Origin of the sequence: Maridesulfovibrio sp., from assembly GCF_965230075.1 — a bacterium.
Taxonomy (GTDB): domain Bacteria; phylum Desulfobacterota; class Desulfovibrionia; order Desulfovibrionales; family Desulfovibrionaceae; genus Maridesulfovibrio.
The window spans coordinates 2,129,574-2,154,922 of record NZ_OZ245945.1; the positions used below are offsets into that span (position 1 = coordinate 2,129,574).

Consider the following 25,349-nt stretch of genomic DNA (forward strand, 5'->3'; position numbering starts at 1 on the left):
AGGTGTATATTAAGGACTGAAAAATAAAGTGTTATTCTTAACTGAAAAGTCTCAGCAAAGGCTTTGACTTTTTTTTGGGCCTACTTTTGTGAATGAAACTGCCGGTAGGCATTTTAACGAACAGATTCTGGCAGGAATAACACTCCCAGTGCTTGGACCGTTCCTGAAGCCTGATCAGGACTCCATCTCGGTCGTAGCAAACCTGGCAATAAGGACCAGTTTTTTCATTATCCTCATCAATCCAATATTTTTGTCCGTCAAATTCCATGCACTCAGCAAGGTCAAGAATCTCGGCAACCTCTTTAATCTGAGATCGCAACTCTTTATTTTCCTCATACATGTTTAGATAGTCTTCCTGAATGATTCTCAAAAGACTTTCCGCATCGCGGTCACGCCCCTCATTGAATAATTCAAGAACTTTCCTGAAGTTGGTTGCGTGGAGATTTTTTTTACTCATTTTTCCGCCCTATCCTTACAGTATTTTTTGTGAACACCTGCTTACTGTATCGACAATGCAGTAATTTCCTTTAGGGACAAGGGAAAAAACTTTTTTTCATACCATTGACAGCACCATATCCGATCCATATATCAACATTGCCCGACAAGCGGTATAAACTTCATCCCGCTTGAGGATTATCAATATTAAAATAATATATTTCATTTAAATATAAGGAGATAAACATGGCACACTCCATAGAGCAATTCAAAGCAACTCTGGATGAACATCACGAATGGCCCTGCGACTACACCTTTAAGTTTATTGTACCCAGTAAATCTCTGGATGAACTCAAATCCATGATTGACGGATTCCCTTACACTGAAAAAGATTCCAAAACAGGCAAATACACCAGCGTAACCGTGATTATCCATGCCAACAGCTCTGATGTAATCCTGAACATCTATGAGAAAGCAGCAACCATTGAAGGCCTTATTTCACTGTAAATAATGAAGCAACTCCGGGTTGACTTCCATCACGCCTTGTTTAAAGATAATGCCGCTCATTTTTGAGCATTTTTTTATTTTCAAGTTTACGCCAAAATGGTTGTTTAATTTTCCACAGCGTACCGATTTTTGTTCATACCACTATTAATAAGCCGAAATATCTGCTTTTGTTTTGAACATAATCTCTGTCGTTAATGTGAGTGACTTAAACGGCTTTTAATCAAATATTATATCCTTAAGATAGTTCCGGAGGACTTTTCCAGTCATGAGCGATTATAAAAAGACCCTGTGTCTGCCCAAGACAAAATTTCCCATGAAGGCCAACCTCAAACAACGCGAGCCCGAAATGCTTAAGCGTTGGGAGGAAACCGGGGTGTACGAAAAAATGGTTGACGCCAACGCTGATGCCGAACAGTACGTCCTTCACGACGGCCCCCCGTATGCTAACGGTCACATTCACATGGGCACAGCCATGAACAAGGTCCTCAAGGACATTATCGTTAAGTCCCGCAACCTGCAGGGCATGAAAGCCGAATACGTTCCCGGTTGGGACTGCCACGGCCTGCCCATTGAGCATAAGGTTGAACAGGAACTCAAGAAAAAGAAAAAAGAACTGCCCACTACCGTTATCCGCCGTCTCTGCCGCGAATACGCAGAAAAATTCGTCGGCATCCAGCGCAAGGAATTCAAGCGCCTCGGCGTACTCGGTAACTGGGAAGATCCTTACCTGACCATGAAGCCCGAATACGAAGCAGCAACTGCCCGTGAACTTGGTCGTCTCATGGAAAAAGGCTCTGTTGTACGCGGTAAGAAGCCCATTCACTGGTGCTGCGACTGCCGTACCGCACTTGCTGAAGCGGAAGTTGAATACGAAGATCACACTTCTCCTTCCATCTACGTGCGCTTTCCCCTGAACGATGAAAAAGTTCTGAAAGCACTGCCCGAAGATGCTGCATCCAAAGTGGACCTTTCCCGCACCTACGTGTGCATCTGGACCACCACTCCCTGGACCATCCCCGACAACATGGCGGTAGCTGTTCATCCTGAATTTGAATACGTTGTTGCCGAAGTTAACGGCGACTACTACATCCTTGCTGAAAGACTGCTGCCCGTTTGTGCTGAGTCCTTCGGTTGGGAAAGCTGGAATGTACTGGCTACCGTTCCGGGCACCAAGCTCGAAGGCGCAGTTGCCAAGCATCCCATCTACAACCGCGAATCTCCCATCGTACTGGCAGATTACGTAACTCTTGATTCCGGTACCGGTTGTGTTCACACAGCTCCCGGTCACGGTCGTGAAGACTTTGAAACCGGTCTCAAGAACGGCCTTGAAATTTACTCCCCCATGAACAACAGTGGTGTGTTCCTCAATGAAGTGGAATTCTTTGCCGGTATGAATGTTTGGGAAGCCAACCCCAAAGTCATCGAAAAACTCGAAGAGCTGGGCAACCTTCTCGCACAGGAAAAAATCACCCACTCCTACCCTCACTGCTGGCGCTGTAAAGAGCCGGTCATCTTCCGCGCCACCACTCAGTGGTTCGTCGGTATGGACGAAAATGACCTGCGCGCCAAGGCACTCAAGGCCATTAAAGATGACGTTGAGTGGATTCCCGCATGGGGTGAAAACCGCATCTATAGCATGGTTGAAAACCGCCCTGACTGGTGTATCTCCCGTCAGCGTAACTGGGGTGTACCCATCATCGCACTGATCTGTGAAGACTGCGACGAAGTATACAACGATCCCGAATGGGTTTTCTCCGTAGTAGACGAATTCGAAAAACACGAACGCGGCTGTGACTACTGGTTTGAAAAATCCGTAGAAGAAATCGCTCCCGACGGTCTCAAATGCCCCAAATGCGGCGGCAACCACTGGGCCAAAGAAGACGATATCCTCGACGTATGGTTTGATTCCGGCACCAGTTACGCTGCTGTTGTTGAAAAACGCAAAGAACACCGCTTCCCCGCAGATCTGTACCTCGAAGGTTCCGACCAGCACCGCGGCTGGTTCCACAGCTCCCTACTCGCATCCGTTGGTACCCGCGACGTGCCTCCCTACAAAACCGTACTGACTCACGGCTATGTAGTTGATAAGAATGGTCGCAAGATGTCCAAGTCCATCGGTAACGTTATCGCACCTCAGGAAATCATCGACCAGCACGGTGCTGAAATCCTGCGTATGTGGGTTTCCGCAGTTAACTATCAGGAAGACGTTCGTATCTCCGACGAAATCCTGAGCCGCATGGTTGATACCTACCGCCGCGTACGTAACACCTGCCGCTACATTCTCGGTAACCTGAACGGTTTCAACCCCGAGACTGACGCTGTTGCACCTGCTGAAATGCTGCCCATCGACCATTTTGCACTTGATCTGGTCAACCGTCAGCACGAGGTCATCCAGAAGGCTTACGCAAACTTTGAATTCCACAAAGTTTACCATACCCTGCACAACCTCTGCACCACTGAGCTGTCTTCCTTCTACCTTGATATCATCAAGGACAGACTCTACGTGTCCGGCGAGAAGAGCCTTGAACGCCGCTCCGCCCAGACCGTACTCTGGCAGACCATGCTCATGCTGCTTAAAGATATGGCTCCGATCCTTTCCTTCACCGCTGAGGAAGCATACTCTCACATGCCTGAAGAAATGAAAGGTTCCGCTGAAACTGTCTTCGCTATCCGTCCCGAACTGCTCAAAGCAGAAATCGACGACGCTGAGCGCAAAAGATGGGAACTGCTCATGGAAGTTCGTACCGAAGCCACCAAGGCAATCGAACCCCTGCGCCGCGAAAAGGTCATCGGTCACTCTCTCGATACCAAGATCACCCTCTTCGCCAACGAAGACATTGCCAAGGCTCTGGAAGGCATTGAGCGCCGCGAATTCTTCATCGTATCCGGTGTCGAGATCAAACCGCAGGCCGAAGCTTCCGACGATGCAGTTAAGCCTGAAGAACTCGAAGGGCTCTCCATCAAGGTTGAAAAAGCACAGGGTGAGAAATGCAGCCGTTGCTGGAGATATGATACTCTCGGCACAAACGCTGAACACCCCGAGCTCTGCCCGCGCTGCGCAGCAGTTCTCGCCGGTTAATCTCTCGCTCTTTGTAAATTGAATATGAATGCCCCGCCCTTCCTTCGAAGGCCGGGGCATTTTTTAAAATGTCTCTGACGGCTAAGGAAGGAAAACTTTTGCAAAAGTTTTCCTTTCCTAGATCCCATCCTTTCAAAACCTTTTAGTATGCTTCGCAAATAACGCATTAAGGCGACCTTCGAATGAACAAGTATTTTTTAGCTGGGATCATTTCTGTTGTGACTTTGGTCTTGGATCAGGTCACTAAAATTGCGGTCCGCGAAAAGATGGTCCTTTGGACATCTGAAGTTGTCATTCCCGGATTCTTTAATCTGGTGCATGTGGTCAATAAAGGCGCGGCATTCGGATTCCTGAACCGTGCGGACATTACATGGCAACGCAACTTCTTTGTTGTGGTTACCATTATTGCACTTGGCGCAATCGCGATGTTGCTTAAATCTGTTGAGGAAAAAGACAAATTTCAAATTGTAGGACTTGGTCTTGTATTAGGCGGAGCCATCGGCAACCTGATTGATCGCATCCTTTACCACGAAGTGACCGACTTTCTGGACTTTTACTACGGATCACATCACTATCCAGCTTTCAACGTAGCGGACATAGCCATTTGCTTAGGCGCTTTTGCCATGATCATTTCATTCTATAAAAATAAATAACAATGAATCCGATCCTGTTCAGCATAGGTTCCATAAATATTTATGCCTACAGCGTATACCTGACTGCCGGGTGTCTGCTGGGGATGGGTTGGGCCATGCGCGCAGCAAGGCTTTGGGAGCTGGATTACAAACTTGCTCCGGTCACCGGAATAATCGCGGTAGTCAGCGGTATTATCGGCGCACGGGCACTTTATGTGGGCCTCTATCCGCAGGAATTTGCGGGGAGCCTGCTTAAAGTATTTTATATCTGGCAGGGCGGACTTGTTTTTTCCGGTGCAATTCTCTTCGGATCACTGGCTGGACTGCTCTACCTGCGCTCCAAACAACAGCCGATCATGGATTGGCTGGACTGCTTTGCACCGGGTATTGCATTGGGGCAGGCTGTTGGTCGTGTGGGCTGTTTCTTTGCCGGATGCTGTTATGGAAAACCGACAGACATGCCATGGGGTGTGACTTTCAGGAACACTGATTCTCTGGCACCGCTCTTTCAATCTCTACACCCGACCCAGCTTTACCATTCCCTTGCCGGATTAGTCACATTCCTGATTCTGGTCATAGCCGGAAACCATATCAAGACCGAAGGCCGCATTACCGGGCTATTCCTGATATTGTTTTCTGTGTTTAGATTTATTATTGAATTTTTCAGGGCGGATTACCGGGGCGAACTCGGTCCGCTGTCCATGACTCAGTTCATAACACTTGTCTTTTTCGCAATTGGTATATACCTGTTATCAATATACAAAAAAAGGAGCACCTAATGTTCTTCGGATCAATTCCCAATCTTCCCATGGAAACCTGGATCATCATCCTCGGCAGTGTCGGTCTTTTTGCAGCCTTGACACTTTTCGCTATATGGGATGCATTCAACAGGGAATTTCCGTCCAACATGGAAAAGGTCGGCTGGATACAGCTTTCTATCTTCATTCCATTTTTAGGCTGTCTGGCTTATTTTCTTCTCGGTAGAAAAAGGGGGAAAAAGTATAATGAAAAATAACATGAAGAATTCTCTTATTGCTGCCCTGATTGCCTTTCCTCTGGCTACCGGCGTAAGCGGCTGCGTAACCACATCCGATATGGATAAACTGCGCATGGAATTGCGCCAGACCAGATCCCAGCTCAACAAAAAAATCGACAACGTCGAGCAGCAGACAGCAGCCGACAACGTCACCCTGCGCGAAGAAATCAAAAAATCAAGTTCCCCGGTTCAGACCCAGCAGGCAAATATGTATGCTGAAGTAAACGCCCTGAAAATGCAGGTCGCCAAGCTTCAGGGTACAGTCATTACCATGTCCGAAGCCGTGAACAGACTTGATGCCGGAGACACCAACAGCACCGAATCTCTGGAAGAGCTTTCCCAGAAGGTCGAAAACATGCGTCTGGCCCTTGAAAGCCAGCTGGCTATCGATCTCGGACTGATCAAAGCACAGGCTCCCAAAGATAAAGCAACTCAGGCAGCCATTGCCAACGCCACTGAAGCCATGGGCGGAATTGCCGCTGTAGTAGCACCTGAGCCCCAAAAAGTTGAGCCCGCTGATCCCGCACAGGCCCTGTACGACAAGGGGCTTGCTCTGTTTAAGGAGCGTAAATACAAAGACGCTATCAGGGATATGGCTGAATTTACCAAGACTTTCCCTAAACATAAGCTTGTTCCCAACGCCATTTTCTGGGAAGGTGAATGTTACTACCAGCTCAAGGATTACGCCAATGCCGCCCTCAAATATCAGGTTGTCATTGCCAAGCACTCCAAGAGCAACAAATACAAATCCGCACTGCTTAAGCAGGGACTCTGCCTGATCAAACTGGGCAAAACCAAATCAGGACGCTATATTCTTGAAGACCTTATCAAGAAAGCCCCTGACTCCGCTGAAGCAAAGCGCGCCAAAAGCATCATCAAGAACTTAAAATAATCTAACCGGATATAATACGATGACCGAGAGCAAGAACTTTAACAAAATTATCCACCTGTCCTTCCCACCGAACACTTCCGGCCGTCCGGTCGTGTGCAATCTGGGCAAACTCTACAACCTCAGCTTCAACATTCTCAAAGCTGACATCAACCCCAGACTTGAAGGCAGCATGACCCTTGAGATCACCGGTCTTGAAGAAGATTACCACAAGGGAATTAACTACCTGAAAGAAAACGGCGTACGCCTAATTCCCGTTGCCCAGAAAATCGCAAGGGACGAAGAATCCTGTATGCATTGCGGCATGTGCCTCGCCATGTGCCCCACCGGAGCACTTTCTCTGGAACAAGAAACCCGTCTGGTAATCTTCGATCTGGAACAGTGTACTGCCTGCGGTCTGTGTACCAAGGTCTGTCCCGTACGGGCCATGGAAGTCGATCCGCAGGATTAGTTCAGCACAACAAACAAGGGAATCCAAATGGACCGGGACACTCCGCACTACGCAAGTGTAAAAACACGAATCAAAGGACACGGACGCATCTCTTCTTCTCTGGAGAGTCAACCCGTGTATCGGGGATTTACCGGGATGAAAAAACACCCGGCTGAAGAACTCGATGATTCAAAAGTTCCGGAGTGGCTTAGAGTCTATGTTACTGAACTCGACCGCAAGCTGGATCAGCTGCTGGGAATGCAGAGTAAGAAAGACCTTAAGCAGGATTTTCCCATAGATATTGAAATAATAAAAATTTCCGGCAACGGAATGACCTTTCGCTCAGATTCCGTCACAGCACCATGCATAATGGAGATTGTGGCGGAAATTGAGCAGATTCCTTTACGACTTGCCGGAGCAAAAGGTCGTGTTAAAGCTGGTAAAAAAGATAATTACTGGGTAATGAAATTTGAAAAAATCAGGGAACACGACCTTGAATCCATCATCCAGTTTGTTTTCAGCGAACAGCGTGAAATAATCAGGACTGAAAAGCTGGGTTAGCCCTGCAACGTTAATATAAAAGCCAACGCCAAGGAGAGCGCAGTGATTCATGATGATCAGATAGTGCGGGAGATGATGGAAAAGGTCTCCGAAGACCTGAGTAAAAGCCTCAAGGAAAGTATTGCCCAAGCAGTGCAGAAAGAAATTTCCAAGAGCATGTCTCAGACCCTTCTGGAAGGAGAATTTTACCGCCGCATCAACATTGACCTGCAGAACGGTCTCCGTGACATTTATCAGGAAGTAGCCAAGGCCAAGAAAGGCCCTGCCGGATCAGCAGAACCTGTTGTCTGTGTTGATTCCGATCCTGACCAGCTTTTCAACGAAGCATCCGACCAGCTCGACGCCATCATGCGCACCACCGAGAAAGCCACGCAGGACATCATGGATATTCTTGAGAAAACTCAGGAAACCCAATTCGCCCTTGCCAATATCATCAAGGCTTTTGAATCCGGCGGTGTAAAAAAAGAACAGCGCGTCGAATTGGCCAACATCAACGACACCTTAGGTCAGGATATCATGACCATCATGACCACCCTCTCCTTTCAGGACCTTACCGGACAGCGTATCAAGATCATCATCGAGACCATCAAGAGTGTTGAGAAGATCGTCCTTGATCTGTACATGTCCACCGGGCTGAAAATCAAAGCCCGTGAAGAAGCCCCGGAAAAATCCCTTGAGCAGCTCGATCAGGAAACTGAAAACAAAATGAGCGAACTCAAAGGCCCCACCGAAAAGGCCGATCAGGGTGATGTTGATGATTTGTTGGCGTCGCTTGGGTTGTAATTATTTTGGGACGCCTTTGGCGTAGTTTATTGATAGGAAAATTTAATAGCGGGAAGCCCCTTCTTTGGATGGGGCTTCCCGCTATTTTAGGTTAGAAAAAAAGGTAATTGGTCTTTAATATCTTTCAAATTGTCCAATAAGCCTTGCACCTTCTTAACACCTGAAACTATGCCAATTTCTTTATACAGAGCAAGTGATTCTCTCCAAATTTTCTCAGCACCTTCAAGATCAACCTGAGCTAGACGAACAACACCTATGTTGCTATATTGAATAGCAATAATTTCCTTACTTCCTAATTCTTGCCCAATCCTGAGTGCGTCATTATAAAATTTTTTAGCACCTTCAAGATCCTCCTGAGAAAAACGAAGGTTACCTAAATTGGCATATTGTACAGCCATCCTTTCCTTATTACCTAACTCCTCACCTATTTTGAGAGCCTTTATATAAAACTCTTCCGCACCTTCAAAGTCTCCCTGATCATATCGAATTAGGCCCAGATTACCATAATGAATAGCATTACGATCTTTCAAAGATAAGTATTTACCAATATATAAAGCTTCTTTAAGTAACTCTTCCGCTCCTTCAAGATCTCCCTTAATCTGACAAATTCTCCCCAGATTACCGTAGTTCGCTGAAATTCTTTCTAGAGAAGCTAATTTTTTATCAATCTTTAGAGCTTTATTATAAAACTGTTCCGCACTTTCAAGTTCCCCCTGAATTTCACGGATTAGACCAAGGTTGGAGTAAACAACAGCCATACCATCTTTACACCCCCGCTCTTCTTCAATAGTTAATGATTTCAAGTAATACTTCTCTGCACCACTAAGATCTCCCCGTATTTGACAAATGGTACCGAGATTAGAATAAGCTGCTGCAGCTGACTCTTTATCATTAATATTGATTTGCAATATTTTTTTATATGCTTTCTCTGCCTCTTCTAACTCACCAAGTGATTTGCGCAACAACCCCAGACTATTCCATCCCTCTGCACATTCTGGATCAAGTTCAACTGATTTTTGATATACCTTAACAGCCTCTCTAGGATTATCCATATAAGTCAAAGCCCCCATACGCCTATAGGCTTGAGCTGCCTTTATATATCTTTCTTTACCAGCCTCAACATTTTTCTTTGCTTCTTCAGCAAAAAATGCCTTAGCTAAGTCAGAATTACCTTTCGCAAGTTCGGCTTCTGCTTGTGCGGCATAATCATCATCTTCAGGACTATCCTGCGGCTCACGCAAACCATCAATAACATCCTTGAGCGCTTTAATTTCCTCGTCTTTAGACTGGAGGACTTGTTGAGTATCCTTCAAATCTTCATATAATTTTTCAGCCAAAATTTGTGATTCTTCACGAGCAGAAACTGTAACGTTTACCTCAACATTCTGGGCAGATATATCTTTCCCCTTGCGTTTAAATAGTCCAAAAAAATGAATACCTACAGGATAAGCAGCAAACCCAACACCTAAAACCGCAAGTTTTGTAGTAAGATTAAGGCCCCAAAACCAGGCAACACCCGGCATAGCCATAACAGCATCAACTATCTGAGTAGAATCAAACAAAAAAACTCCCCCTTATATCAAAAGCAAACCACCAATTATCACAATCCCATTTTCTAAAATGCTTAACGATACAAATACGATCCGTCAATACAGAATGACAATTTACACAACTCCATAAAAAATCCCCCGCAACCATCAGGCTGCGGGGGATTTCACAATTTATCAATCAGATATATTTATTTCTTAATCCGGGGAAATCCGGTCAGGATACTCAGCACTGCTACTACTGCAAGGATGAAACAGTAATGCATGTTGCCAATGATCTCGAGCGGGGAAAGTCCGGATATGGAGCCGGCCAGCAGGACCTGTGCGCCATAAGGAATGAGTCCCTGTACTACGCAGGAGAAGATATCCAGCAGACTTGCGCTGCGGCGGGGATCAACATTGTGGCTTTCGGCGATTTCCTTGGCCATGCCCCCGGTGAGGATGATGGCTACGGTGTTGTTCGCGGTGCAAAGGTCAGACATTACGGAAAGAGCACTGATGCTGAACTCACCGGCCTTGGTGGACTTGGTGCCCTTGGTCAGCTTGCCGATGAAGTTGATGATGTAGGTGATACCGCCGTGGAACTTGATCAGCTCACCAAGACCGCCCACCAGTAGGGAAAGCACGAGGATTTCCTGCATTCCGGTAAAACCTTTGTAGATGTCCTGAGAGAAAGTCAGCAGATTGAAGCTGTCTATGGAGGCAAAACCAACCAGCCCGGTGAAAACGATACCTGCGCCGAGAACGACGAATACGTTCACGCCAAGCACGGCCATAACCAGAATAGTGATGTAAGGCAGAACCTTAAGCAAGCTGTATCCGCCCTCGGCTACCACCTGACCGCCCTCACCCGCTACATAGAGAATCACGATGGTGACCAATGCGGCTGGTAAGGCTATGAGTAAGTTCATCTTGAACTTATCACTCATCTTACAGCCCTGAGTACGGGTTGCGGCGATGGTGGTATCGGAGATCATGGACAGGTTATCACCGAACATAGCTCCGCCAACAACAGCGCCCATTAGCACTGCAGAAGAAATATCAGTTTTTCCGGCAACCCCTACAGCGATAGGCGCGATAGCGGCGATGGTACCCATGGAAGTACCCATGGCAGTAGCAATGAAAGCAGCGATTACGAACAGTCCGGGCAAGACCATGGATGCAGGAACAATGGACAGACCGAGGTTAACAGTAGACTCAACACCGCCAATGGATTTTGCGACAGATGCAAATCCGCCCGCCAGCAGGTAGATCATACACATGGTAACAATACCCGGCTCACCTGCACCGCGCAGGAAGATATTGATCTTGTCGTTGAGCTTGTCCTTACCCATCCAGATTGCCCAAGCGATTGCAGGCAGAATGGCCACGGTGGCGGAGAGCTGGTAGAAAGCCATGCTGGTTCCGTTCATGGTCAGGAAAAATCCGGTTCCAATAAAAATCACCAAAAATAGAGCCAATGGCGCTAAGGCCAAACCGTTTGCTTCCTGTTTCATAGTACTATATTCCTATATAAAGAGTTAGACATATAGTTCGAGTAAAAAAGATCTCCGCATGGCGGAGCTATTGTTCGAACCACTTTAAGAAAATCAACGTAAGTAACTACTTATCTATTGAAAAAAGTAATTTTTGCGCTAAATTTTCATTATTTGCGCTACTGAGGAGCTATAAATGCTCACCTTTTGACGGTTATGTCAACAAAAACCCAACAGGTATCCTTAAAGCTTAACTTAAAGAAAAAGCTCCTTCCATACATATCCAATACGAAAGGAGCTTTTAAATCAGACTATATAAAATAAATTAGTACTCAATTTCTACTGCAGATGAAGCGCGGATAGCACGTTCTTTCGCGTCTTCGACATCATCACCGAGAGCAAGGGCAACGCCCAGACGGCGTACACCGTCACATTCGCCCTTTCCGAAGATGAGTACTTTAGTATCAGCTTCCTCGAGAGCCTTGTCCACATTGGCGAACGCCGGAGCTTCAGACTTGCCGTTGGAAAGGATTACGCTGGATGCAGCGGCCCCGTACTGGCGGATTGCCGGAATGGGCAGGCCGAGAATGGCGCGGACATGCAGTGCGAACTCGCTCAAATCCTGAGAAATCACGGTCACCAGTCCGGTATCGTGGGGACGGGGGGAAACTTCGCTGAAAATGACTTCCTCACCCTTGATGAACAGCTCCACGCCGAAAAGCCCTCTGCCGCCAAGGGCATCGGTGATTCTAAGTGCGTAGTCCTGAGCATTGGCAAGAGCTGCATCAGACATGGGCTGGGGCTGCCATGATTCACGGTAATCACCGTCATCCTGTCTGTGTCCTATGGGCGCGCAGTAGGAAGTACCACCTGCATGGCGTACAGTGAGCAAAGTAATCTCATAGTCGAAATCTACAAAGCTTTCTACGATGATGCGACCTTCACCTGTACGTCCTCCGGACTGGGAGTAATCCCAAGCGCGGTCGATATCTGCTTCGGATTTTACAGTGCTCTGCCCTTTACCGGAAGAACTCATAACCGGCTTGATTACACAAGGAATGCCGATTTCCTTTACTGCTTCAAGGTATTCTTCCTTGGTATCAGCAAATTTGTAGGGAGAAGTTTTCAAGCCCACTTCCTCTGCTGCCAAGCGGCGGATGCCTTCGCGGTCCATGGTCAGACGGGTGGCGCGGGCTGTGGGAACTACGTTGAAGCCTTCCTTTTCCAGCTCGAGAAGAGTCTCAGTGGCAATAGCTTCAATTTCCGGCACGATAAAATCAGGCTTTTCAGTTTCAACAACGCGGCGCAATTCTACTGCATCAAGCATGGAAATCACGTAGCTGCGGTGCGCGACCTGCATGGCCGGGGTATTTTCATACCTGTCCACGACAATGACCTCAACGCCGAGACGCTGAGCTTCAATGACAACCTCTTTACCAAGTTCACCACCGCCAAGCAGCATCATTTTGCGGGCGGAAGCAGTTCCGGCAGTTCCGAGAGTGACCATAGATTTTACTCCGTAAGATGTTTTGTCTTGTGGGAAATTTATTTCGTTTGGGTGTGCTTCTAGTCTCACAAGACAAGCAAAAATTCAAGGAATTAGATGCGCCCTTCTCCTTGTCATCGATATCCCCCTGTTGTATTTTGAGCATCTGAACTAAGCAGCCTTTAAAAGGAGTATCCTTATTAATATGGATAAGAAAAAAGCAATCCTCGCCGTAAGCGGTGCCAGCGGAACTATTTATGCGGTCAAGCTTGCTCAGCACCTCGGTTCAGCCGAGAACGTTGAGCTGCACCTGATCATTTCCGATGCCGCCCTGAAGGTGATGGAACTTGAAACTGAATTTAAACCAGAAGACCTGACCGGATGCGCAGATTTCGTATACCGACAGGAGAACATAGCCGCGCCTCCAGCCAGCGGATCATGGCAGCATGATGGAATGATCATCTGCCCCTGCTCCATGGCTACTCTTGCGGCAATTGCACAGGGGTTGGGTAACAACCTGCTCCACCGGGCCGCGGACGTCTGCCTCAAGGAACGACGCAAACTGGTTCTGGTTACACGCGAAACCCCGTTAAACCTGATCCATATCCGTAACATGGAAACCGCAACACTTGCCGGGGCAACGATTATGCCCGCATCACCGGGATTTTACCATGCTCCCAGAAGTCTGGAGGACATGGCCTCACATATGGCAGGACGAATTCTTGAACAAATGGGAATCCCCCATAACCTGTACCTCCGCTGGGGAGAGGAATCTTCGAGGTAAATATGAAACACGTATTCACATGGAACGGACATTCCAACTTCACAATCCAGTCTAACGACAAAACCGTAATCATCGATCCTTTCTTTGAAGGTAATCCTACAGCATCCGCAACATGGGAATCAATCAGCAAGGCAGATGCCGTGCTGGTAACCCACGACCATGGTGATCACATCGGGCAGGCAGTGGAAATATGCAAGGCCACCGGAGCCACACTGGTCTGTATTTTCGATCTGGTTGAAAAAATGGTCGGTCTGGGCATAGATCAGAACAATATAATCGGCATGAACATCGGCGGTACTGTTTCCGTAGCCGGAATCAAAATCAAAATGGTGCAGGCAATGCACTCCTCTGCCACCGGAGCACCTGCAGGATACATCCTCACTTACGAAGATGATTACTGCGTATACTTTGCCGGAGATACCGGGCTGTTCGCTTCGATGGAACTGTTCGGCAAGCTGCACGACATCGATGTAGCCCTGCTGCCCACCGGAGGCTGGTTCACAATGGACTCAAAAGACGCAGCCTACGCCTGCAAACTGCTGGGTTGCAAAACCGCAATTCCCATGCACTTCGGCACCTTCCCCATTCTGGAACAGGATGCCATTGACTTCAAAGAAGCATGTTCCGAACTGGCTCCAGAGTGTAAAGTGGTTGAACTGGAAATCGGAAAAGAACAAGAAGTTTAGTTGCCTCTTACCTAAATAAGTGAGAACGCGAAGCATATTAAAAGTTTTTGGGATTCTTAAACCCTTTTTACAAAAAGGGTTTAAGCCGCCGGAGGCATCTTAGACCTCCCTAAAAGCATCAAAAATCTGCTGGGCGCGCTTTTTGCCGATCCCCTGAACATTAGAGAGGTCTTCTACGGAGGCCTCTTTCATTTTCTGCACAGAACCGAACTCATCCCAAAGCAGACGTGCTGTCTTAGGACCGATACCGGGCAGGGAAAGGACCTCGCTCTGCAAAACCTTCTTCTTGCGCGACTTACGCTGCCTGCCGATGACAAAACGATGCGCTTCGTCACGAACGCGCTGCAAATATAAAAGTTCCGGACTCCCACCTTTAAGTGGCAGATGATTCTTACGCCCGGGCCTGAAAATACGGTCCTCAAGCTCGCCGGCCTTACGGGTCGGCCCTTTGGCAATGGAAGCCAAATGCGGGATAGGCTCGTCATACTTCCAGTTCTCAGCAAAAGCCTTTTCAACCGAAGCAAGCTGACCCTTACCACCATCTATTAATATAAGGTCCGCCCACGGCGGTCCGGAATCAATACGCTTGATCACCCAATGGAAAAGAGCCGCGTAGTCATCTGAGGAGTGCTCCAGTTCCGGAAAAGCATAGTTACGGTACTGCGATTTCTCCGGCTTGGCTTCTTCAAAAACGACCATACCTACACGCATGCCCTCCCCGCCAAGATGGGAGGCATCAATACATTCTATGCGCTGCGGCGGACCGGAAAGCTTTAACTTAGCGGCCAGAAGATCAAGAATATTATCGTTATTCTTTTCCTTCTCTTTCAGGCCAAGGGCTGCATTCTTACGAGCAATCTCCAGCAGCCTTTTCTCCTCAGTACTGTGCGGAGTTACAATGCGCACGGTGGACTTGCTACGCTCGCTGAGAAGCTCAGCAGTTCCTTGCATATCAAACTCATAAGGCACGAAAAGCTTGGGGGGAATAAATTTGGTTGAAGAATAGAACTGAGAAACAAAGCTGTTCAACACTTCCTCACCATCTTCAAGGCTAAGTCCCGGCCAAAAGAAATGCTTTTTATCAAGCAAACGCCCTTTCCTGATGAAAAGCAGTCCCAGCCCCACCCCCTGTGATGATTCCGCAAGCGCAATAACGTCGATATCCGAACGCTCACCGAGAACCACGGATTGTTTCTCCACGGTTTTCTGAATGGCTTTGATCTGATCACGATATTTGGCGGCATTTTCAAAATCCAATACTTCTGAAGCTTCCTCCATCTGCCGGCGCAAGGAACCGATCAGATCTCCAGCCTTGCCGGAAAGGAGCATCTCAACCTGATGAACCAATTCCATGTAGTCCTGCCGAGGCACCACGTTCACGCATGGCCCAAGACATTGCCCGATGTCATGATATAAACAAGGCCGCACGCGGTTGCGAAAAGCTGAGTCTGAACATTTACGCAGGGGAAAGACCTTACCCAGCACTTTCCAAGTTTCGCGGGCGAAATAACTGGAGGTGTAAGGACCAAAGTAGACAGAACCATCGCGAACAACCTTACGGGTCATGCGCAAACGAGGGTATTCAGATTTCTTATCCAGCTGAAAAAGGACATATTGCTTGTCATCACGGAGGACCACATTATAACGCGGCCTGTGTTTTTTGATCAGGCTGGCTTCAAGCAGCAGGGCTTCTTTCTCAGTCCCGGTAACAAGGGTATCAATAGAATTGATTTTGGATACCAGCACCCGGGTCTTGGGCGTATGCTTATGCATAGCCCGGAAATACGATGCCAATCTTTTGCGCAACTCCCGCGCCTTCCCTACATATATAATACGCCCTGATGAATCCTTCATCAGATATACACCGGGTAATGCCGGGAAATCCGCACTGTTAAACTCAAAAGCCATTAATCGTGCCACCTTTTTCATCTGCCATATGGTTAAAACCCAGACCTATATCCCTCCATACTCACTGTCAATAAAGGGACTTTAGCAATTTGACAGTTTGAATTAATTTTCATCCAAACTTTGATTTTGCCATATTTTTAATTTAATAGTCTTACAGCCCATTACTAAATGGATCAAATTATTTTGCTCTGCGGGTAGTTATGAAATCAAGCAGTAATTAAAACAGACCACAACAATATATGGCAGATGACTTTTAACATTTCATTCAGCAAAAGAAGGTTAACATGAAAAAAATTGCAATCCTTGCAGTCCTGACCACACTGGTTCTGGGCTTCGCAACAAGTTCATCAGCAGTTGACATTGAAGCCAAAGGCAAAATTCAATTTCAGATGAATGTTATCGACAATCAGAATTTCCTGTCTACAGAAGACGGTGGCACCAGCGAAGACGACCTAAACTTCTGGTTCCGTGCCCGTACTGAGTTTCGCTTTGTTGCCAACGAAAACCTCTGGGCAGTTCTGTACACAGAATACAAGAACCGCATAGGTAACGGTCATATTAACGAATCCGCCAGCGACAATGACGACGGCCTGTACGTTAAGCGTGCATACCTCCAGTACCGCTACCCCGGCACTGAAGTTTTAACCTCCGCCGGTATCCTCTCCGTCAACCTGCCCGGTGCAGCTGCAGGCAACATCGTTCTTGCTGACGCCGACCTCGGAACTTTCATGGTTGAAACTCCTATTACCGACCAAATCGCTATTGCCGGTGCTTTCATCCGTAACACTGACCGTTACGAAAACGATGGTGCTACCAACAAAAGAGACGAGCTGGACATCTTCTACGCAGCTCTGCCCATCACAATAGATGGTATGTCTGCCACCCCATACTTTGCATACTCCGTAATCGGCGACAAAGCAGTCAATGATGCAGGTGCAACCTTGCCGGGTCTTGCTGGTCCCGTTGGCTCCGCTCAAACCAAAAACGCTAATGCATGGTGGCTCGGTACTTCCTTCTCCATGGACATGTTCGACCCTATCGTCTTCGACGCTGACATCGTTTACGGTTCTGTAGATGCCGATGCTAAAGACAATGATCGCTCCGGTCTGTTTCTTGATGCATCTCTGGCCTACACAGCACTGGACTTCGTTCAGCCTAAAATTCTGTTCGCCTACTCCACTGGTGAAGATGACGATACCGCTAACGGTTCCGAACGTCTCCCCATTATCAGTAACGACTGGGCCTTCGGTACTACTTACTTCGGTGGCTCTGCTCTGACTGAAACAGACTTCGACAACGTAGAACAGCTCGGTTTCTGGACCGTAGGTGTCTCTCTCGAAAAAATTTCCTTCTTCGAGAAACTGAGCCACGACATTCATTTCCTGTACATTCAGGGTACTAACGATGCTGGTCTTATTAAAAATCACAGCGCAAACCTGGCCAACATCACCGATGACGGGAACTTCTTGACAGATGAAGACCACGCAATCGAAATCGACTTCAACACCAATTACCAGATCTATGACGAACTGGCAGCAATTGTTGAATTCGGTTACGTTGATGTCGATCTTGACAAAAACACTTGGGAAAACGTTTCCGCCCGTGGCGGTAAAACCGATCCCATGCTCAAATTAGCAGTTGGACTGGTTTACTCATTCTAAATAAATAGAAGTCAGCAACCATGATATTGTGGGCCGGAAGTATATGCTTCCGGCCCTTTTTGTTTCTAGTGCTGAAAAAATGACACCAGACCTGTCCCGTTTCGTACTGCTCATGAGTGTAAAATTTTTTGAACCACGCTTCAAAGAATACTATTTAATGCTCTGTAATGGAAAATTGGCTTAAATAAAGGATTTTGCCCTGAATTGAAAAAGTCTAGAAAATATCTATGCTTCAAAGGGGGCAACGCGAGTAAAATTTTTTATACGGTAAAATTTTTTTTACCCTTGTCAAAAAAATGTAATTTTTAGCTTGCCATGAAGTTCGTGAAGAGCTAGAACTGTCTCTGAAGGTAGGCGTCAGGCAATCGTGCTTAAACATTTATTTCAGCAAAAGGAATAATAAAAATGAAAAAACTTGCTATTCTTGCAGTACTGGCATGCATGGTCTTCGGCTTTGCTGCTTCTGCATCTGCAGTTGAACTGGACGCTAAAGGTCAGTTCCAGTTCCAGATGAACCTCATCGACAACGCTGACTTTCTCGGTGAGAAAGACGGTGGTAACAGCGACGACGACCTGAACTTCTGGTTCCGTGCTCGTACCGAATTCCGTTTCATCGCAAACGAAAACCTCTGGGCAGTTCTGTACACTGAGTACAAGAACCGCGTAGGTAACGGCCACACTAACGAATCCGCTTCCGATAACGACAGCGGTCTCTACGTTAAGCGTGCTTACCTCCAGTACCGTTTCCCCGGCACCGAAGTTCTGACTTCTGCTGGTATCCTCTCCGTTAACCTTCCCGGTGCTGTAACCGGTAACATGGTTCTCGGTGATGCTGACCTCGGTACTTTCATGGTTGAAACCCCCATCACTGACGAAATCGCTCTTGCTGGTGCTTTCATCCGCCACACCGACCGTCTCGAAGACGATGGTGCTAACAACCTCAGAGACGAACTGGACATCTTCTACGCAGCTGTTCCTGTTACCCTCGACGGTATCTCTGCAACTCCTTACTTTGCATACTCCGTAATCGGTGACCGCGCTGTTGCTACCGGTAGAACTGTACAGGGCTTCTCCGGTCCCGTAGGTTCCGTACAGACCAAAAATGCTAACGCATGGTGGCTCGGTACTTCCTTCTCCATGGACATGTTTGATCCCATCGTTTTCGCAGCTGACATCGTTTACGGTTCCGTAGACGCTGACGCTAAAGACAACGATCGTTCCGGTCTCCTCGTCGACGCTTCTGTTGCTTACACTGGCCTCGACTTCGTACAGCCTAAAGTTCTGTTCGCATACTCCACCGGTGAAGACGACAAAACCGACAACGGTTCTGAGCGTCTGCCCGTAGTATCCAACGACTGGGCTCTCGGTAACTCCTTCTACTTCGGTGGTACTGACCTGACCGGTACTGACGCTGACCTCGACAACGCTGAACAGCTCGGTTTCTGGGCTCTCGGCCTGTCTCTCGACGATATCTCCTTCTTCGAGAAACTTACCCACAGACTTACTTTCATGTACGTTCAGGGTACCAACGACAAAGACCTCATCAAAAACCAGGGTGCTGCTATTGCCGCAGGCAACAACTTCATCCAGGCTGATGGTAACTTCCTGACCACCGAAGACCACGTTTTCGCAATCGACTTCAACACCAACTACCAGATCTACGACGAACTGGCAGCTATCGCTGAATTCGGTTACGCTGACGTTGACCTCGACAAAGGCACCTGGGAAAACTCCGGTGTTAACGGCCGCCTGAAAACCAAGCAGGATCCCTGCCTGAAGTTCGCTGTTGGTCTCGTTTACAAGTTCTAAGAAATCTTAGAAATTTAGCATAGCCTTGACGCCGGGGGCCGGGAGTTTATACTCCCGGCCCCTTTTTTATTTGCTTACAAAAGCCGACACAAAGGCACACTCCACTCCCCATTTTCAAATTAGTCCTAATGCTAAACCATCAGCCCTTTATAAACGATATATATTTAAAATATTGGACAAAAGTACGAGAGTCTCCCAGACAAATGTCTAATGTTCTAACCCTGCAAGATCACTAGAGTCCCTGACGAGTGAAAAGGTAGGCGCCAGGCAATCGTGCTATTATTCAGCAATAGGATTAAATAAATGAAAAAACTTGTTATTCTTGCAGTACTCGCATGCATGGTCATGGGCTATGCAGCTTCTGCTTCCGCAGTTGATCTGGAAGCTAAAGGTCAAATCCAGTTCCAGATGAACCTCATCGACAACGCTGACTTTCTCGGTGAGAAAGACGGTGGTAACAGCGACGACGACCTGAACTTCTGGTTCCGTGCTCGTACTGAATTCCGTTTCGTCGCTAACGAAAATCTCTGGGCAGTTCTGTACACCGAGTACAAAAACCGCCTCGGTAATGGTCACATCAACGAATCCTCTTCCGACAACGATGATGGCCTCTACGTTAAGCGTGCATACCTGCAGTATCGTTTCCCCGGCACCGAAGTTCTAACGTCTGCCGGTATTCTTTCTGTCAACATGCCCGGCGCAGTTACCGGTTCTATGATCCTCGGTGACTCTGACCTCGGAACTTTCATGGTTGAAACTCCAATAACCGACCAGGTTGCTGTCGCTGGTGCTTTCATCCGTTACGCCGACGATCACATTCAGGATGGCGTCAACACCAACGAAAAGGACGAACTGGACATTTTCTATGCAGCAGCCCCCATCACCCTTGAGGGCATCTCTGCTACCCCTTACTTTATGTACTCCATCATAGGTAAAGACGTTGCAGCAATCCCTGCAGGTCTCCAGAGCGCAAAACAGGTGGGCATGGACAAGAACTCCTACGCTTGGTGGCTCGGTACTTCTTTTGAAATGGACATGTTCGATCCCATCGTTTTCGCCGCTGACATAGCTTACGGTTCCGTAGAAGCTGACGCTAAAGAAAATGATCGTTCCGGTCTCATGTTCGACGCTTCTCTCGCTTACACCGGCCTGAACTTCGTACAGCCCAAACTGAAATTCGCATACTCCACCGGTGAAGATGACAAAACCGATAACGGTTCTGAGCGCCTGCCCACCATCGCCAACGACTGGGATATGGGCAGCTATTACTTCGGCGCATCCGGATTGACCGGTACCGGAGTTGACCTCGACGATGCTCAGCAGGTTGGTCTGTGGACCGTCGGTCTTGCTTTTGAAAACATCTCCTTCTTCGAAAAACTGAGCCACACCATCAATATCATATACGCTCAGGGCACTAACGACGAAGACCTGATCAAGAACAACAACGCTCTCAACAATATCTCTGCTGACGGTAAGTTCCTGACCACCAAAGACCATGTTTTCGCTGTTGACTTCAACACCAACTACCAGATCTACGACGAACTGGCAGCTATCGTTGAATTCGGTTACGCAGTTGTAGATCTCGACGAAGACGTATGGCAGAACTACACCACTGGCAGCCTCCAGACCAAACAGGATCCCAACTTCAAGCTCGCTCTTGGTCTCGTTTACAAGTTCTAAGAAATCTTAGAGCTTCAGTATTGCCTTGACGCCGAGGGCCGGGAGTATGAACTCCCGGCCCTTTTTATTTTCCTACCTGCGGCAACCTATTCTTCTCGACTTTTGATGAGCATTACGTTAAGGGTCAACACATCTTAAAGACATCTCTTCGTAAGATACCATACTCACCAATCACATCCTAAGGACACTTCTATGCCTTGCAGAGATATTACCTATTCCGGACAGCAGGATTGGCCGGAAATCAAGAAATGGCTCGAACTCAGAGTCAACCCTGACAGCAAAGTAGACTCCATTGTCAAAGACATCCTCTCAAAAGTAAAAACCGAAGGTGACGCTGCCCTCGTTGATTACACCAAACAGTTCGACTGCCCGGATTTCACCCATTCCATGCTTAAGGTCAGCCGCGACCAGCGCGGCCTTGCCTATGCGGAGATTGAATCTCAAGATCTCGAAATCATCGAAGAAGCAATCCGCAATATCAGAAATTTCCACCGCAAACAGGTTGAAGAATCATGGTGGACCACCGGAGAAGACGGAACAATCCTCGGACAGCTGGTACGCCCGGTTGATCGCGTAGGCCTGTACGTTCCCGGCGGTCAGGGCGGGGAAACCCCGCTCATCTCCAGCATGATCATGAACGCTGTCCCCGCACAGGTTGCCGGGGTAAAAGAAATCGCGGTAATATCCCCTCCTCGTAAGGACGGGACCTTAAACCCCTACATCCTCGCCACCGCTCAGGAACTGGGAATCACCGAAATTTACGCTTCCGGTTCAGCATGGGCTATCGGAGCTCTTGCTTACGGAACCGATACTATTGCACCCTGTGATGTTATCGCAGGCCCGGGCAACATCTTTGTTGCCACTGCCAAGGGCCAGCTTGTCGGTGAAGTTGGTATCGACATGATTGCCGGCCCCAGTGAAGTTGCTATCCTTGCGGATGGTGATTCTGATCCGGCATGGATCGCCGCAGACCTGCTTTCTCAGGCTGAACACGACCCACTCGCTTCCTCCATCCTCGTCACCTGGGATGATGAGCTGGGCGTAAAAGTAAAATACGAACTCAAGAAACAGGCCGATCTTCTCCCCAGAGGCGAAATCGCCCTTAAATCCCTTGAAGACTGGGGCGCGATCGTCAAGGTTCCCGACCTCAAAACCGGTATTGATTTCGTCAACCGCATGGCTCCTGAACATTTGGAGCTTGCCTATGACGAACCATGGGCCACCCTCGGCCAGATCAAACATGCCGGAGCAATCTTCATGGGCCACTTCACCCCTGAACCCGTAGGCGACTATTTCGCCGGTCCCAACCACGTACTACCCACTGTTGGAACTGCAAGATTTTCTTCTGCACTTTCAGTGGAGACATTTACTAAGAAGACAAGTCTGATCTATACTGATCAGGATTATATCAACCGCCACGGCGGTAAAATTGCTAGGCTGGCAAGGCTCGAAGGACTCGAGGCGCACGCCCGTTCTGTTGAAACCAGATTAAAATAAGAGGATACGCGGATGTCCAAGCATGTTATTGAAACTGATATCAAGGAACTGAAACTTCTCTCCCGCGGAAAAGTCCGCGATATATACGAAGTGGATGATGACAAGCTTCTGCTGGTTACCACCGACAGAATTTCTGCTTACGACGTCATCATGCCCAACCCCATTGATGACAAGGGTAAGATCCTGAACCAGATCACCCTTTTCTGGATGGACATGTTCAAGGACATCGTTCCCAACCACCTGATCGCATCCAAAGTAGACGACTACCCTGAAGTTCTCCACAAATACCGAGACCAGCTGGAAGGACGTTCCGTACTGGTAAAAAAAGCCAAGCCCCTGCCCATCGAGTGCATTGTACGCGGTTACATCACCGGTTCCGGCTGGAAAGATTACCAGAACACCGGCGAAGTCTGCGGTCACAAGCTGCCCGAAGGACTCAAAGAATCCGAAATGCTGGAACAGCCTCTGTTCACCCCCTCCACCAAAGCGGAACTGGGTGAGCACGATGAAAACATTTCTGTAGAAAAAGCTACTGAAATGCTCGGCAAAGAACTCTTTGACAAGGTTCAGGAAGCAACCCTTTCCATCTACAAGCGCGGTCGTGACTACGCTCGTGAAAAGGGAATCATCATTGCTGACACCAAGTTTGAATTCGGTATCTATGACGGCGAACTGATCATCATTGATGAAGTCCTGACTCCGGACTCCTCCCGTTTCTGGCCTGTAGAAGGTTACGAAGCCGGAAAATCCCAGCCCAGCTTTGATAAGCAGTTCCTGCGCGACTGGCTTACTGAAATCAAATTCAACAAACAGCCTCCGGCTCCCGAAGTACCTGAAGAAATCGCAACAAAAACCCGCGATAAGTACATGGAAGCATTCAAGCTCTTGACTGAAAGCGAACTTGACGCTTAATAGCTTTTAAAAAGCAAGTATAAAAAAGGAGATATCAATGCTTCTGAAAGGTAAAAAAGCACTGATTTTCGGTGTTGCTAACAAAAAAAGCATTGCTTACGGCATCGCCAAGCAGTTTAAAGAACATGGTGCTGAACTGGCTTTCAGCTATGTTAACGATGCCATCAAAAAACGTGTTGAGCCCATCAGTGAAGAACTGGACGGCGCATTCACTTTCCAGTGTGATGTGCAGAGCGATGAAAGCATCGCCGCTTCTGTTGAAGAAGTAAAAAAACAGTGGGGAGACTTTGACATTCTCATCCACTCTGTAGCTTTCGCCAACCGTGACGATCTCAAAAACCGCTACATTGAAACTTCCCGCGACGGTTTCCACCTCGCCATGGATGTTTCCGCATACTCTCTGGTAAGCCTCTGCAACGCATACGAAGATATGATCAAGCCCGGCGGTTCCGTCATGGCCATGACCTATCTCGGATCAAGCAGAGTTATCACCAACTACAATGTAATGGGTGTTGCCAAAGCAACTCTCGAAGCTAGCGTCCGCTACCTTGCTGTTGACCTCGGCGAAAAAGATGTCCGCATCAATGCCATAAGCGCAGGTCCTATCAAGACCCTCGCTGCTTCCGGCATCTCCAGCTTCAAAGACATCTTCAGACACATTGAAGAGCGCGCTCCGCTCAAACGCAATGTAACCACTGAAGATGTAGGCAAGACTGCAGTTTACTATGCATCTGACCTTTCCGCCGGTGTTACCGGGGAAACCCACTTCGTGGATTGCGGTTACAACATTCTCGGAATTTAATTTCCGACCGGATCTCGAATCCCATGGCCGGAAGCTTTTTTAAGCTTCCGGCTTTTTTATTTTTAAGATATAGTCTCATTCCTGCTTGACAGGACTGAGTGAAGGGAATAAACATCCCTTTTGCCTTGCCCTTATATAGGAAAGGGCCATAGACCATAAGGAGGAGTTAATATGCTCAGAAAGTATGAAGTACTTTTGCTTTTGAGCCCCGAACTTGCGAGCGACAGCCGCAAAGAACTCGTTGAGGGACTCATCGCAATTATCGACCGCGAAGGCGGTAAAATGGATGAGATCGACGATTGGGGTTCCCGCCAGCTGGCTTACCCTGTCCAGAACCAGACCCGTGGATACTATGTCCGCCTCATTTTCGACGCACCCGGTCCGCTGGTTGCTGAACTCGAGCGCAACATCCGTATCACCGATGGTATCTTCAAGTTCGTAACTGTTAAACTTGATGAAACCGCTAAGGCAGAGGAGGCTTAATCATGGCATTCAAAAGAAAATTCACACCCAAAAGAAAGTTCTGCCGCTTCTGCGCGGATAAGAACCTTCCCCTCGATTATAAACGTCCTGACATTCTCAAGGACTTCGTAACCGAGCGCGGCAAAATTATTGCCCGCAGAATCACCGGTACCTGCGCTAAGCATCAGCGCCGTCTGACCACTGAAATCAAGCGTTCCAGACAGATGGCTCTCATGCACTACACTACTGTGCATAGCACCGATGTTAAGAAAAAGAGCATCTAGGGGG

At 47.9% G+C, this 25,349-nt stretch carries 24 protein-coding genes; 19 read left to right on the forward strand and 5 right to left on the reverse strand.

Going from position 1 to position 25,349, the window contains the following annotated elements:
* Positions 1-37 precede the first annotated feature (37 nt).
* Positions 38-457, reverse strand: a complete 420-nt coding sequence (locus ACO05Z_RS09660; RefSeq protein WP_421901968.1) for a hypothetical protein — start codon at positions 455-457, stop codon at positions 38-40.
* Positions 458-681: 224 nt separating this feature from the next.
* Between ACO05Z_RS09660 and ACO05Z_RS09665 the strand changes: the two genes are divergently transcribed.
* The 9 genes from ACO05Z_RS09665 (at position 682) to ACO05Z_RS09705 (ending at position 8,352) form a co-directional block, all read left to right on the forward strand.
* On the forward strand, positions 682-942 hold the full coding sequence (locus ACO05Z_RS09665) for a DUF493 family protein (RefSeq protein WP_421901969.1): 261 nt from the start codon (positions 682-684) through the stop codon (positions 940-942).
* A 265-nt stretch (positions 943-1,207) separates the two neighbouring features.
* Complete coding sequence (gene ileS, locus ACO05Z_RS09670; protein ID WP_421901970.1) at positions 1,208-4,021, forward strand: isoleucine--tRNA ligase; 2,814 nt, start codon at positions 1,208-1,210, stop codon at positions 4,019-4,021.
* A gap of 182 nt (positions 4,022-4,203) precedes the next feature.
* Positions 4,204-4,674, forward strand: coding sequence for a signal peptidase II (lspA, locus tag ACO05Z_RS09675; protein ID WP_421901971.1), 471 nt, complete (start codon positions 4,204-4,206; stop codon positions 4,672-4,674).
* A gap of 2 nt (positions 4,675-4,676) precedes the next feature.
* Positions 4,677-5,432 (forward strand): prolipoprotein diacylglyceryl transferase, encoded by a 756-nt coding sequence (gene lgt / locus ACO05Z_RS09680; protein ID WP_421901972.1) that lies wholly within the window; start codon positions 4,677-4,679, stop codon positions 5,430-5,432.
* Positions 5,432-5,668, forward strand: coding sequence for a PLD nuclease N-terminal domain-containing protein (locus ACO05Z_RS09685; protein ID WP_421901973.1), 237 nt, complete (start codon positions 5,432-5,434; stop codon positions 5,666-5,668). Before lgt ends, ACO05Z_RS09685 begins: the two co-directional genes overlap by 1 nt.
* Positions 5,658-6,581: a tol-pal system protein YbgF gene (gene ybgF, locus ACO05Z_RS09690; RefSeq protein WP_421901974.1), complete on the forward strand. Its 924-nt coding sequence runs from the start codon at positions 5,658-5,660 to the stop codon at positions 6,579-6,581. Before ACO05Z_RS09685 ends, ybgF begins: the two co-directional genes overlap by 11 nt.
* 19 nt (positions 6,582-6,600) lie before the next feature.
* Complete coding sequence (locus ACO05Z_RS09695; protein WP_421901975.1) at positions 6,601-7,029, forward strand: NIL domain-containing protein; 429 nt, start codon at positions 6,601-6,603, stop codon at positions 7,027-7,029.
* A 27-nt stretch (positions 7,030-7,056) separates the two neighbouring features.
* On the forward strand, positions 7,057-7,569 hold the full coding sequence (locus ACO05Z_RS09700; RefSeq protein ID WP_421901976.1) for a hypothetical protein: 513 nt from the start codon (positions 7,057-7,059) through the stop codon (positions 7,567-7,569).
* Between the two features lie 42 nt (positions 7,570-7,611).
* Positions 7,612-8,352: a protein phosphatase CheZ gene (locus ACO05Z_RS09705; RefSeq protein WP_421901977.1), complete on the forward strand. Its 741-nt coding sequence runs from the start codon at positions 7,612-7,614 to the stop codon at positions 8,350-8,352.
* An 86-nt stretch (positions 8,353-8,438) separates the two neighbouring features.
* On the opposite strand, the gene ACO05Z_RS09710 is transcribed toward ACO05Z_RS09705, so the two are convergent.
* From ACO05Z_RS09710 to purT, 3 genes are all read right to left on the reverse strand, one after another.
* Positions 8,439-9,914: a tetratricopeptide repeat protein gene (locus tag ACO05Z_RS09710; RefSeq protein WP_421901978.1), complete on the reverse strand. Its 1,476-nt coding sequence runs from the start codon at positions 9,912-9,914 to the stop codon at positions 8,439-8,441.
* Positions 9,915-10,090: 176 nt separating this feature from the next.
* Positions 10,091-11,395 (reverse strand): Na+/H+ antiporter NhaC family protein, encoded by a 1,305-nt coding sequence (locus tag ACO05Z_RS09715; protein WP_421901979.1) that lies wholly within the window; start codon positions 11,393-11,395, stop codon positions 10,091-10,093.
* A 304-nt stretch (positions 11,396-11,699) separates the two neighbouring features.
* Positions 11,700-12,881, reverse strand: a complete 1,182-nt coding sequence (gene purT / locus ACO05Z_RS09720) for a formate-dependent phosphoribosylglycinamide formyltransferase (protein WP_421901980.1) — start codon at positions 12,879-12,881, stop codon at positions 11,700-11,702.
* A 184-nt stretch (positions 12,882-13,065) separates the two neighbouring features.
* On the opposite strand from purT, the gene ACO05Z_RS09725 reads away from it, so the two are divergent.
* A complete protein-coding gene (locus ACO05Z_RS09725; RefSeq protein ID WP_421901981.1) occupies positions 13,066-13,644 on the forward strand; it encodes a UbiX family flavin prenyltransferase in 579 nt (192 codons plus the stop codon).
* A gap of 2 nt (positions 13,645-13,646) precedes the next feature.
* Positions 13,647-14,330: a metal-dependent hydrolase gene (locus ACO05Z_RS09730; protein WP_421901982.1), complete on the forward strand. Its 684-nt coding sequence runs from the start codon at positions 13,647-13,649 to the stop codon at positions 14,328-14,330.
* Between the two features lie 99 nt (positions 14,331-14,429).
* Here ACO05Z_RS09730 and uvrC read toward each other — a convergent pair whose 3' ends face one another.
* On the reverse strand, positions 14,430-16,238 hold the full coding sequence (gene uvrC / locus ACO05Z_RS09735; RefSeq protein ID WP_421901983.1) for an excinuclease ABC subunit UvrC: 1,809 nt from the start codon (positions 16,236-16,238) through the stop codon (positions 14,430-14,432).
* 284 nt (positions 16,239-16,522) lie between these two features.
* Here uvrC and ACO05Z_RS09740 point away from each other — a divergent pair, with 284 nt between their 5' ends.
* The 8 genes from ACO05Z_RS09740 (at position 16,523) to rpsR (ending at position 25,345) form a co-directional block, all read left to right on the forward strand.
* Entirely contained in the window at positions 16,523-17,899 is a 1,377-nt protein-coding gene (locus ACO05Z_RS09740; RefSeq protein WP_421901984.1) for an outer membrane homotrimeric porin, read from the forward strand.
* A 405-nt stretch (positions 17,900-18,304) separates the two neighbouring features.
* Entirely contained in the window at positions 18,305-19,708 is a 1,404-nt protein-coding gene (locus tag ACO05Z_RS09745; protein WP_421901985.1) for an outer membrane homotrimeric porin, read from the forward strand.
* 303 nt (positions 19,709-20,011) lie between these two features.
* Positions 20,012-21,388 carry an outer membrane homotrimeric porin gene (locus ACO05Z_RS09750; protein ID WP_421901987.1) on the forward strand — a complete coding sequence of 459 codons (1,377 nt, stop codon included), beginning with the start codon at positions 20,012-20,014 and terminating at the stop codon, positions 21,386-21,388.
* A gap of 192 nt (positions 21,389-21,580) precedes the next feature.
* Positions 21,581-22,885, forward strand: coding sequence for a histidinol dehydrogenase (gene hisD / locus ACO05Z_RS09755; RefSeq protein ID WP_421901988.1), 1,305 nt, complete (start codon positions 21,581-21,583; stop codon positions 22,883-22,885).
* 12 nt (positions 22,886-22,897) lie between these two features.
* The gene (locus ACO05Z_RS09760) at positions 22,898-23,797 is read left to right on the forward strand and encodes a phosphoribosylaminoimidazolesuccinocarboxamide synthase (RefSeq protein ID WP_421901989.1); all 900 of its coding nucleotides are present in this window, start codon (positions 22,898-22,900) and stop codon (positions 23,795-23,797) included.
* A 37-nt stretch (positions 23,798-23,834) separates the two neighbouring features.
* The gene (locus ACO05Z_RS09765) at positions 23,835-24,599 is read left to right on the forward strand and encodes an enoyl-ACP reductase FabI (RefSeq protein ID WP_421901990.1); all 765 of its coding nucleotides are present in this window, start codon (positions 23,835-23,837) and stop codon (positions 24,597-24,599) included.
* 171 nt (positions 24,600-24,770) lie between these two features.
* On the forward strand, positions 24,771-25,082 hold the full coding sequence (gene rpsF / locus ACO05Z_RS09770) for a 30S ribosomal protein S6 (RefSeq protein ID WP_320175518.1): 312 nt from the start codon (positions 24,771-24,773) through the stop codon (positions 25,080-25,082).
* 2 nt (positions 25,083-25,084) lie between these two features.
* Positions 25,085-25,345, forward strand: a complete 261-nt coding sequence (gene rpsR / locus ACO05Z_RS09775; RefSeq protein ID WP_015851900.1) for a 30S ribosomal protein S18 — start codon at positions 25,085-25,087, stop codon at positions 25,343-25,345.
* The last annotated feature ends 4 nt before the right edge of the window (positions 25,346-25,349 follow it).

What these genes read in the sequence shown, in the direction of transcription:
- ACO05Z_RS09715 (WP_421901979.1), bottom strand. Translation starts at nt 11,395, where the DNA reads ATGAAACAGGAAGCAAACGGTTTGGCCTTAGCGCCATTGGCTCTATTT.
- ACO05Z_RS09660 (WP_421901968.1), bottom strand. Translation starts at nt 457, where the DNA reads ATGAGTAAAAAAAATCTCCACGCAACCAACTTCAGGAAAGTTCTTGAA.
- ACO05Z_RS09695 (WP_421901975.1), top strand. Translation starts at nt 6,601, where the DNA reads ATGACCGAGAGCAAGAACTTTAACAAAATTATCCACCTGTCCTTCCCA.
- lspA (WP_421901971.1), top strand. Translation starts at nt 4,204, where the DNA reads ATGAACAAGTATTTTTTAGCTGGGATCATTTCTGTTGTGACTTTGGTC.
- ACO05Z_RS09700 (WP_421901976.1), top strand. Translation starts at nt 7,057, where the DNA reads ATGGACCGGGACACTCCGCACTACGCAAGTGTAAAAACACGAATCAAA.
- rpsR (WP_015851900.1), top strand. Translation starts at nt 25,085, where the DNA reads ATGGCATTCAAAAGAAAATTCACACCCAAAAGAAAGTTCTGCCGCTTC.
- lgt (WP_421901972.1), top strand. Translation starts at nt 4,677, where the DNA reads ATGAATCCGATCCTGTTCAGCATAGGTTCCATAAATATTTATGCCTAC.
- ACO05Z_RS09765 (WP_421901990.1), top strand. Translation starts at nt 23,835, where the DNA reads ATGCTTCTGAAAGGTAAAAAAGCACTGATTTTCGGTGTTGCTAACAAA.
- ACO05Z_RS09730 (WP_421901982.1), top strand. Translation starts at nt 13,647, where the DNA reads ATGAAACACGTATTCACATGGAACGGACATTCCAACTTCACAATCCAG.
- purT (WP_421901980.1), bottom strand. Translation starts at nt 12,881, where the DNA reads ATGGTCACTCTCGGAACTGCCGGAACTGCTTCCGCCCGCAAAATGATG.
- ACO05Z_RS09740 (WP_421901984.1), top strand. Translation starts at nt 16,523, where the DNA reads ATGAAAAAAATTGCAATCCTTGCAGTCCTGACCACACTGGTTCTGGGC.
- rpsF (WP_320175518.1), top strand. Translation starts at nt 24,771, where the DNA reads ATGCTCAGAAAGTATGAAGTACTTTTGCTTTTGAGCCCCGAACTTGCG.
- hisD (WP_421901988.1), top strand. Translation starts at nt 21,581, where the DNA reads ATGCCTTGCAGAGATATTACCTATTCCGGACAGCAGGATTGGCCGGAA.
- ACO05Z_RS09665 (WP_421901969.1), top strand. Translation starts at nt 682, where the DNA reads ATGGCACACTCCATAGAGCAATTCAAAGCAACTCTGGATGAACATCAC.
- ybgF (WP_421901974.1), top strand. Translation starts at nt 5,658, where the DNA reads ATGAAAAATAACATGAAGAATTCTCTTATTGCTGCCCTGATTGCCTTT.
- ACO05Z_RS09750 (WP_421901987.1), top strand. Translation starts at nt 20,012, where the DNA reads ATGAAAAAACTTGTTATTCTTGCAGTACTCGCATGCATGGTCATGGGC.
- ACO05Z_RS09760 (WP_421901989.1), top strand. Translation starts at nt 22,898, where the DNA reads ATGTCCAAGCATGTTATTGAAACTGATATCAAGGAACTGAAACTTCTC.
- uvrC (WP_421901983.1), bottom strand. Translation starts at nt 16,238, where the DNA reads ATGGCTTTTGAGTTTAACAGTGCGGATTTCCCGGCATTACCCGGTGTA.
- ACO05Z_RS09685 (WP_421901973.1), top strand. Translation starts at nt 5,432, where the DNA reads ATGTTCTTCGGATCAATTCCCAATCTTCCCATGGAAACCTGGATCATC.
- ileS (WP_421901970.1), top strand. Translation starts at nt 1,208, where the DNA reads ATGAGCGATTATAAAAAGACCCTGTGTCTGCCCAAGACAAAATTTCCC.
- ACO05Z_RS09725 (WP_421901981.1), top strand. Translation starts at nt 13,066, where the DNA reads ATGGATAAGAAAAAAGCAATCCTCGCCGTAAGCGGTGCCAGCGGAACT.
- ACO05Z_RS09745 (WP_421901985.1), top strand. Translation starts at nt 18,305, where the DNA reads ATGAAAAAACTTGCTATTCTTGCAGTACTGGCATGCATGGTCTTCGGC.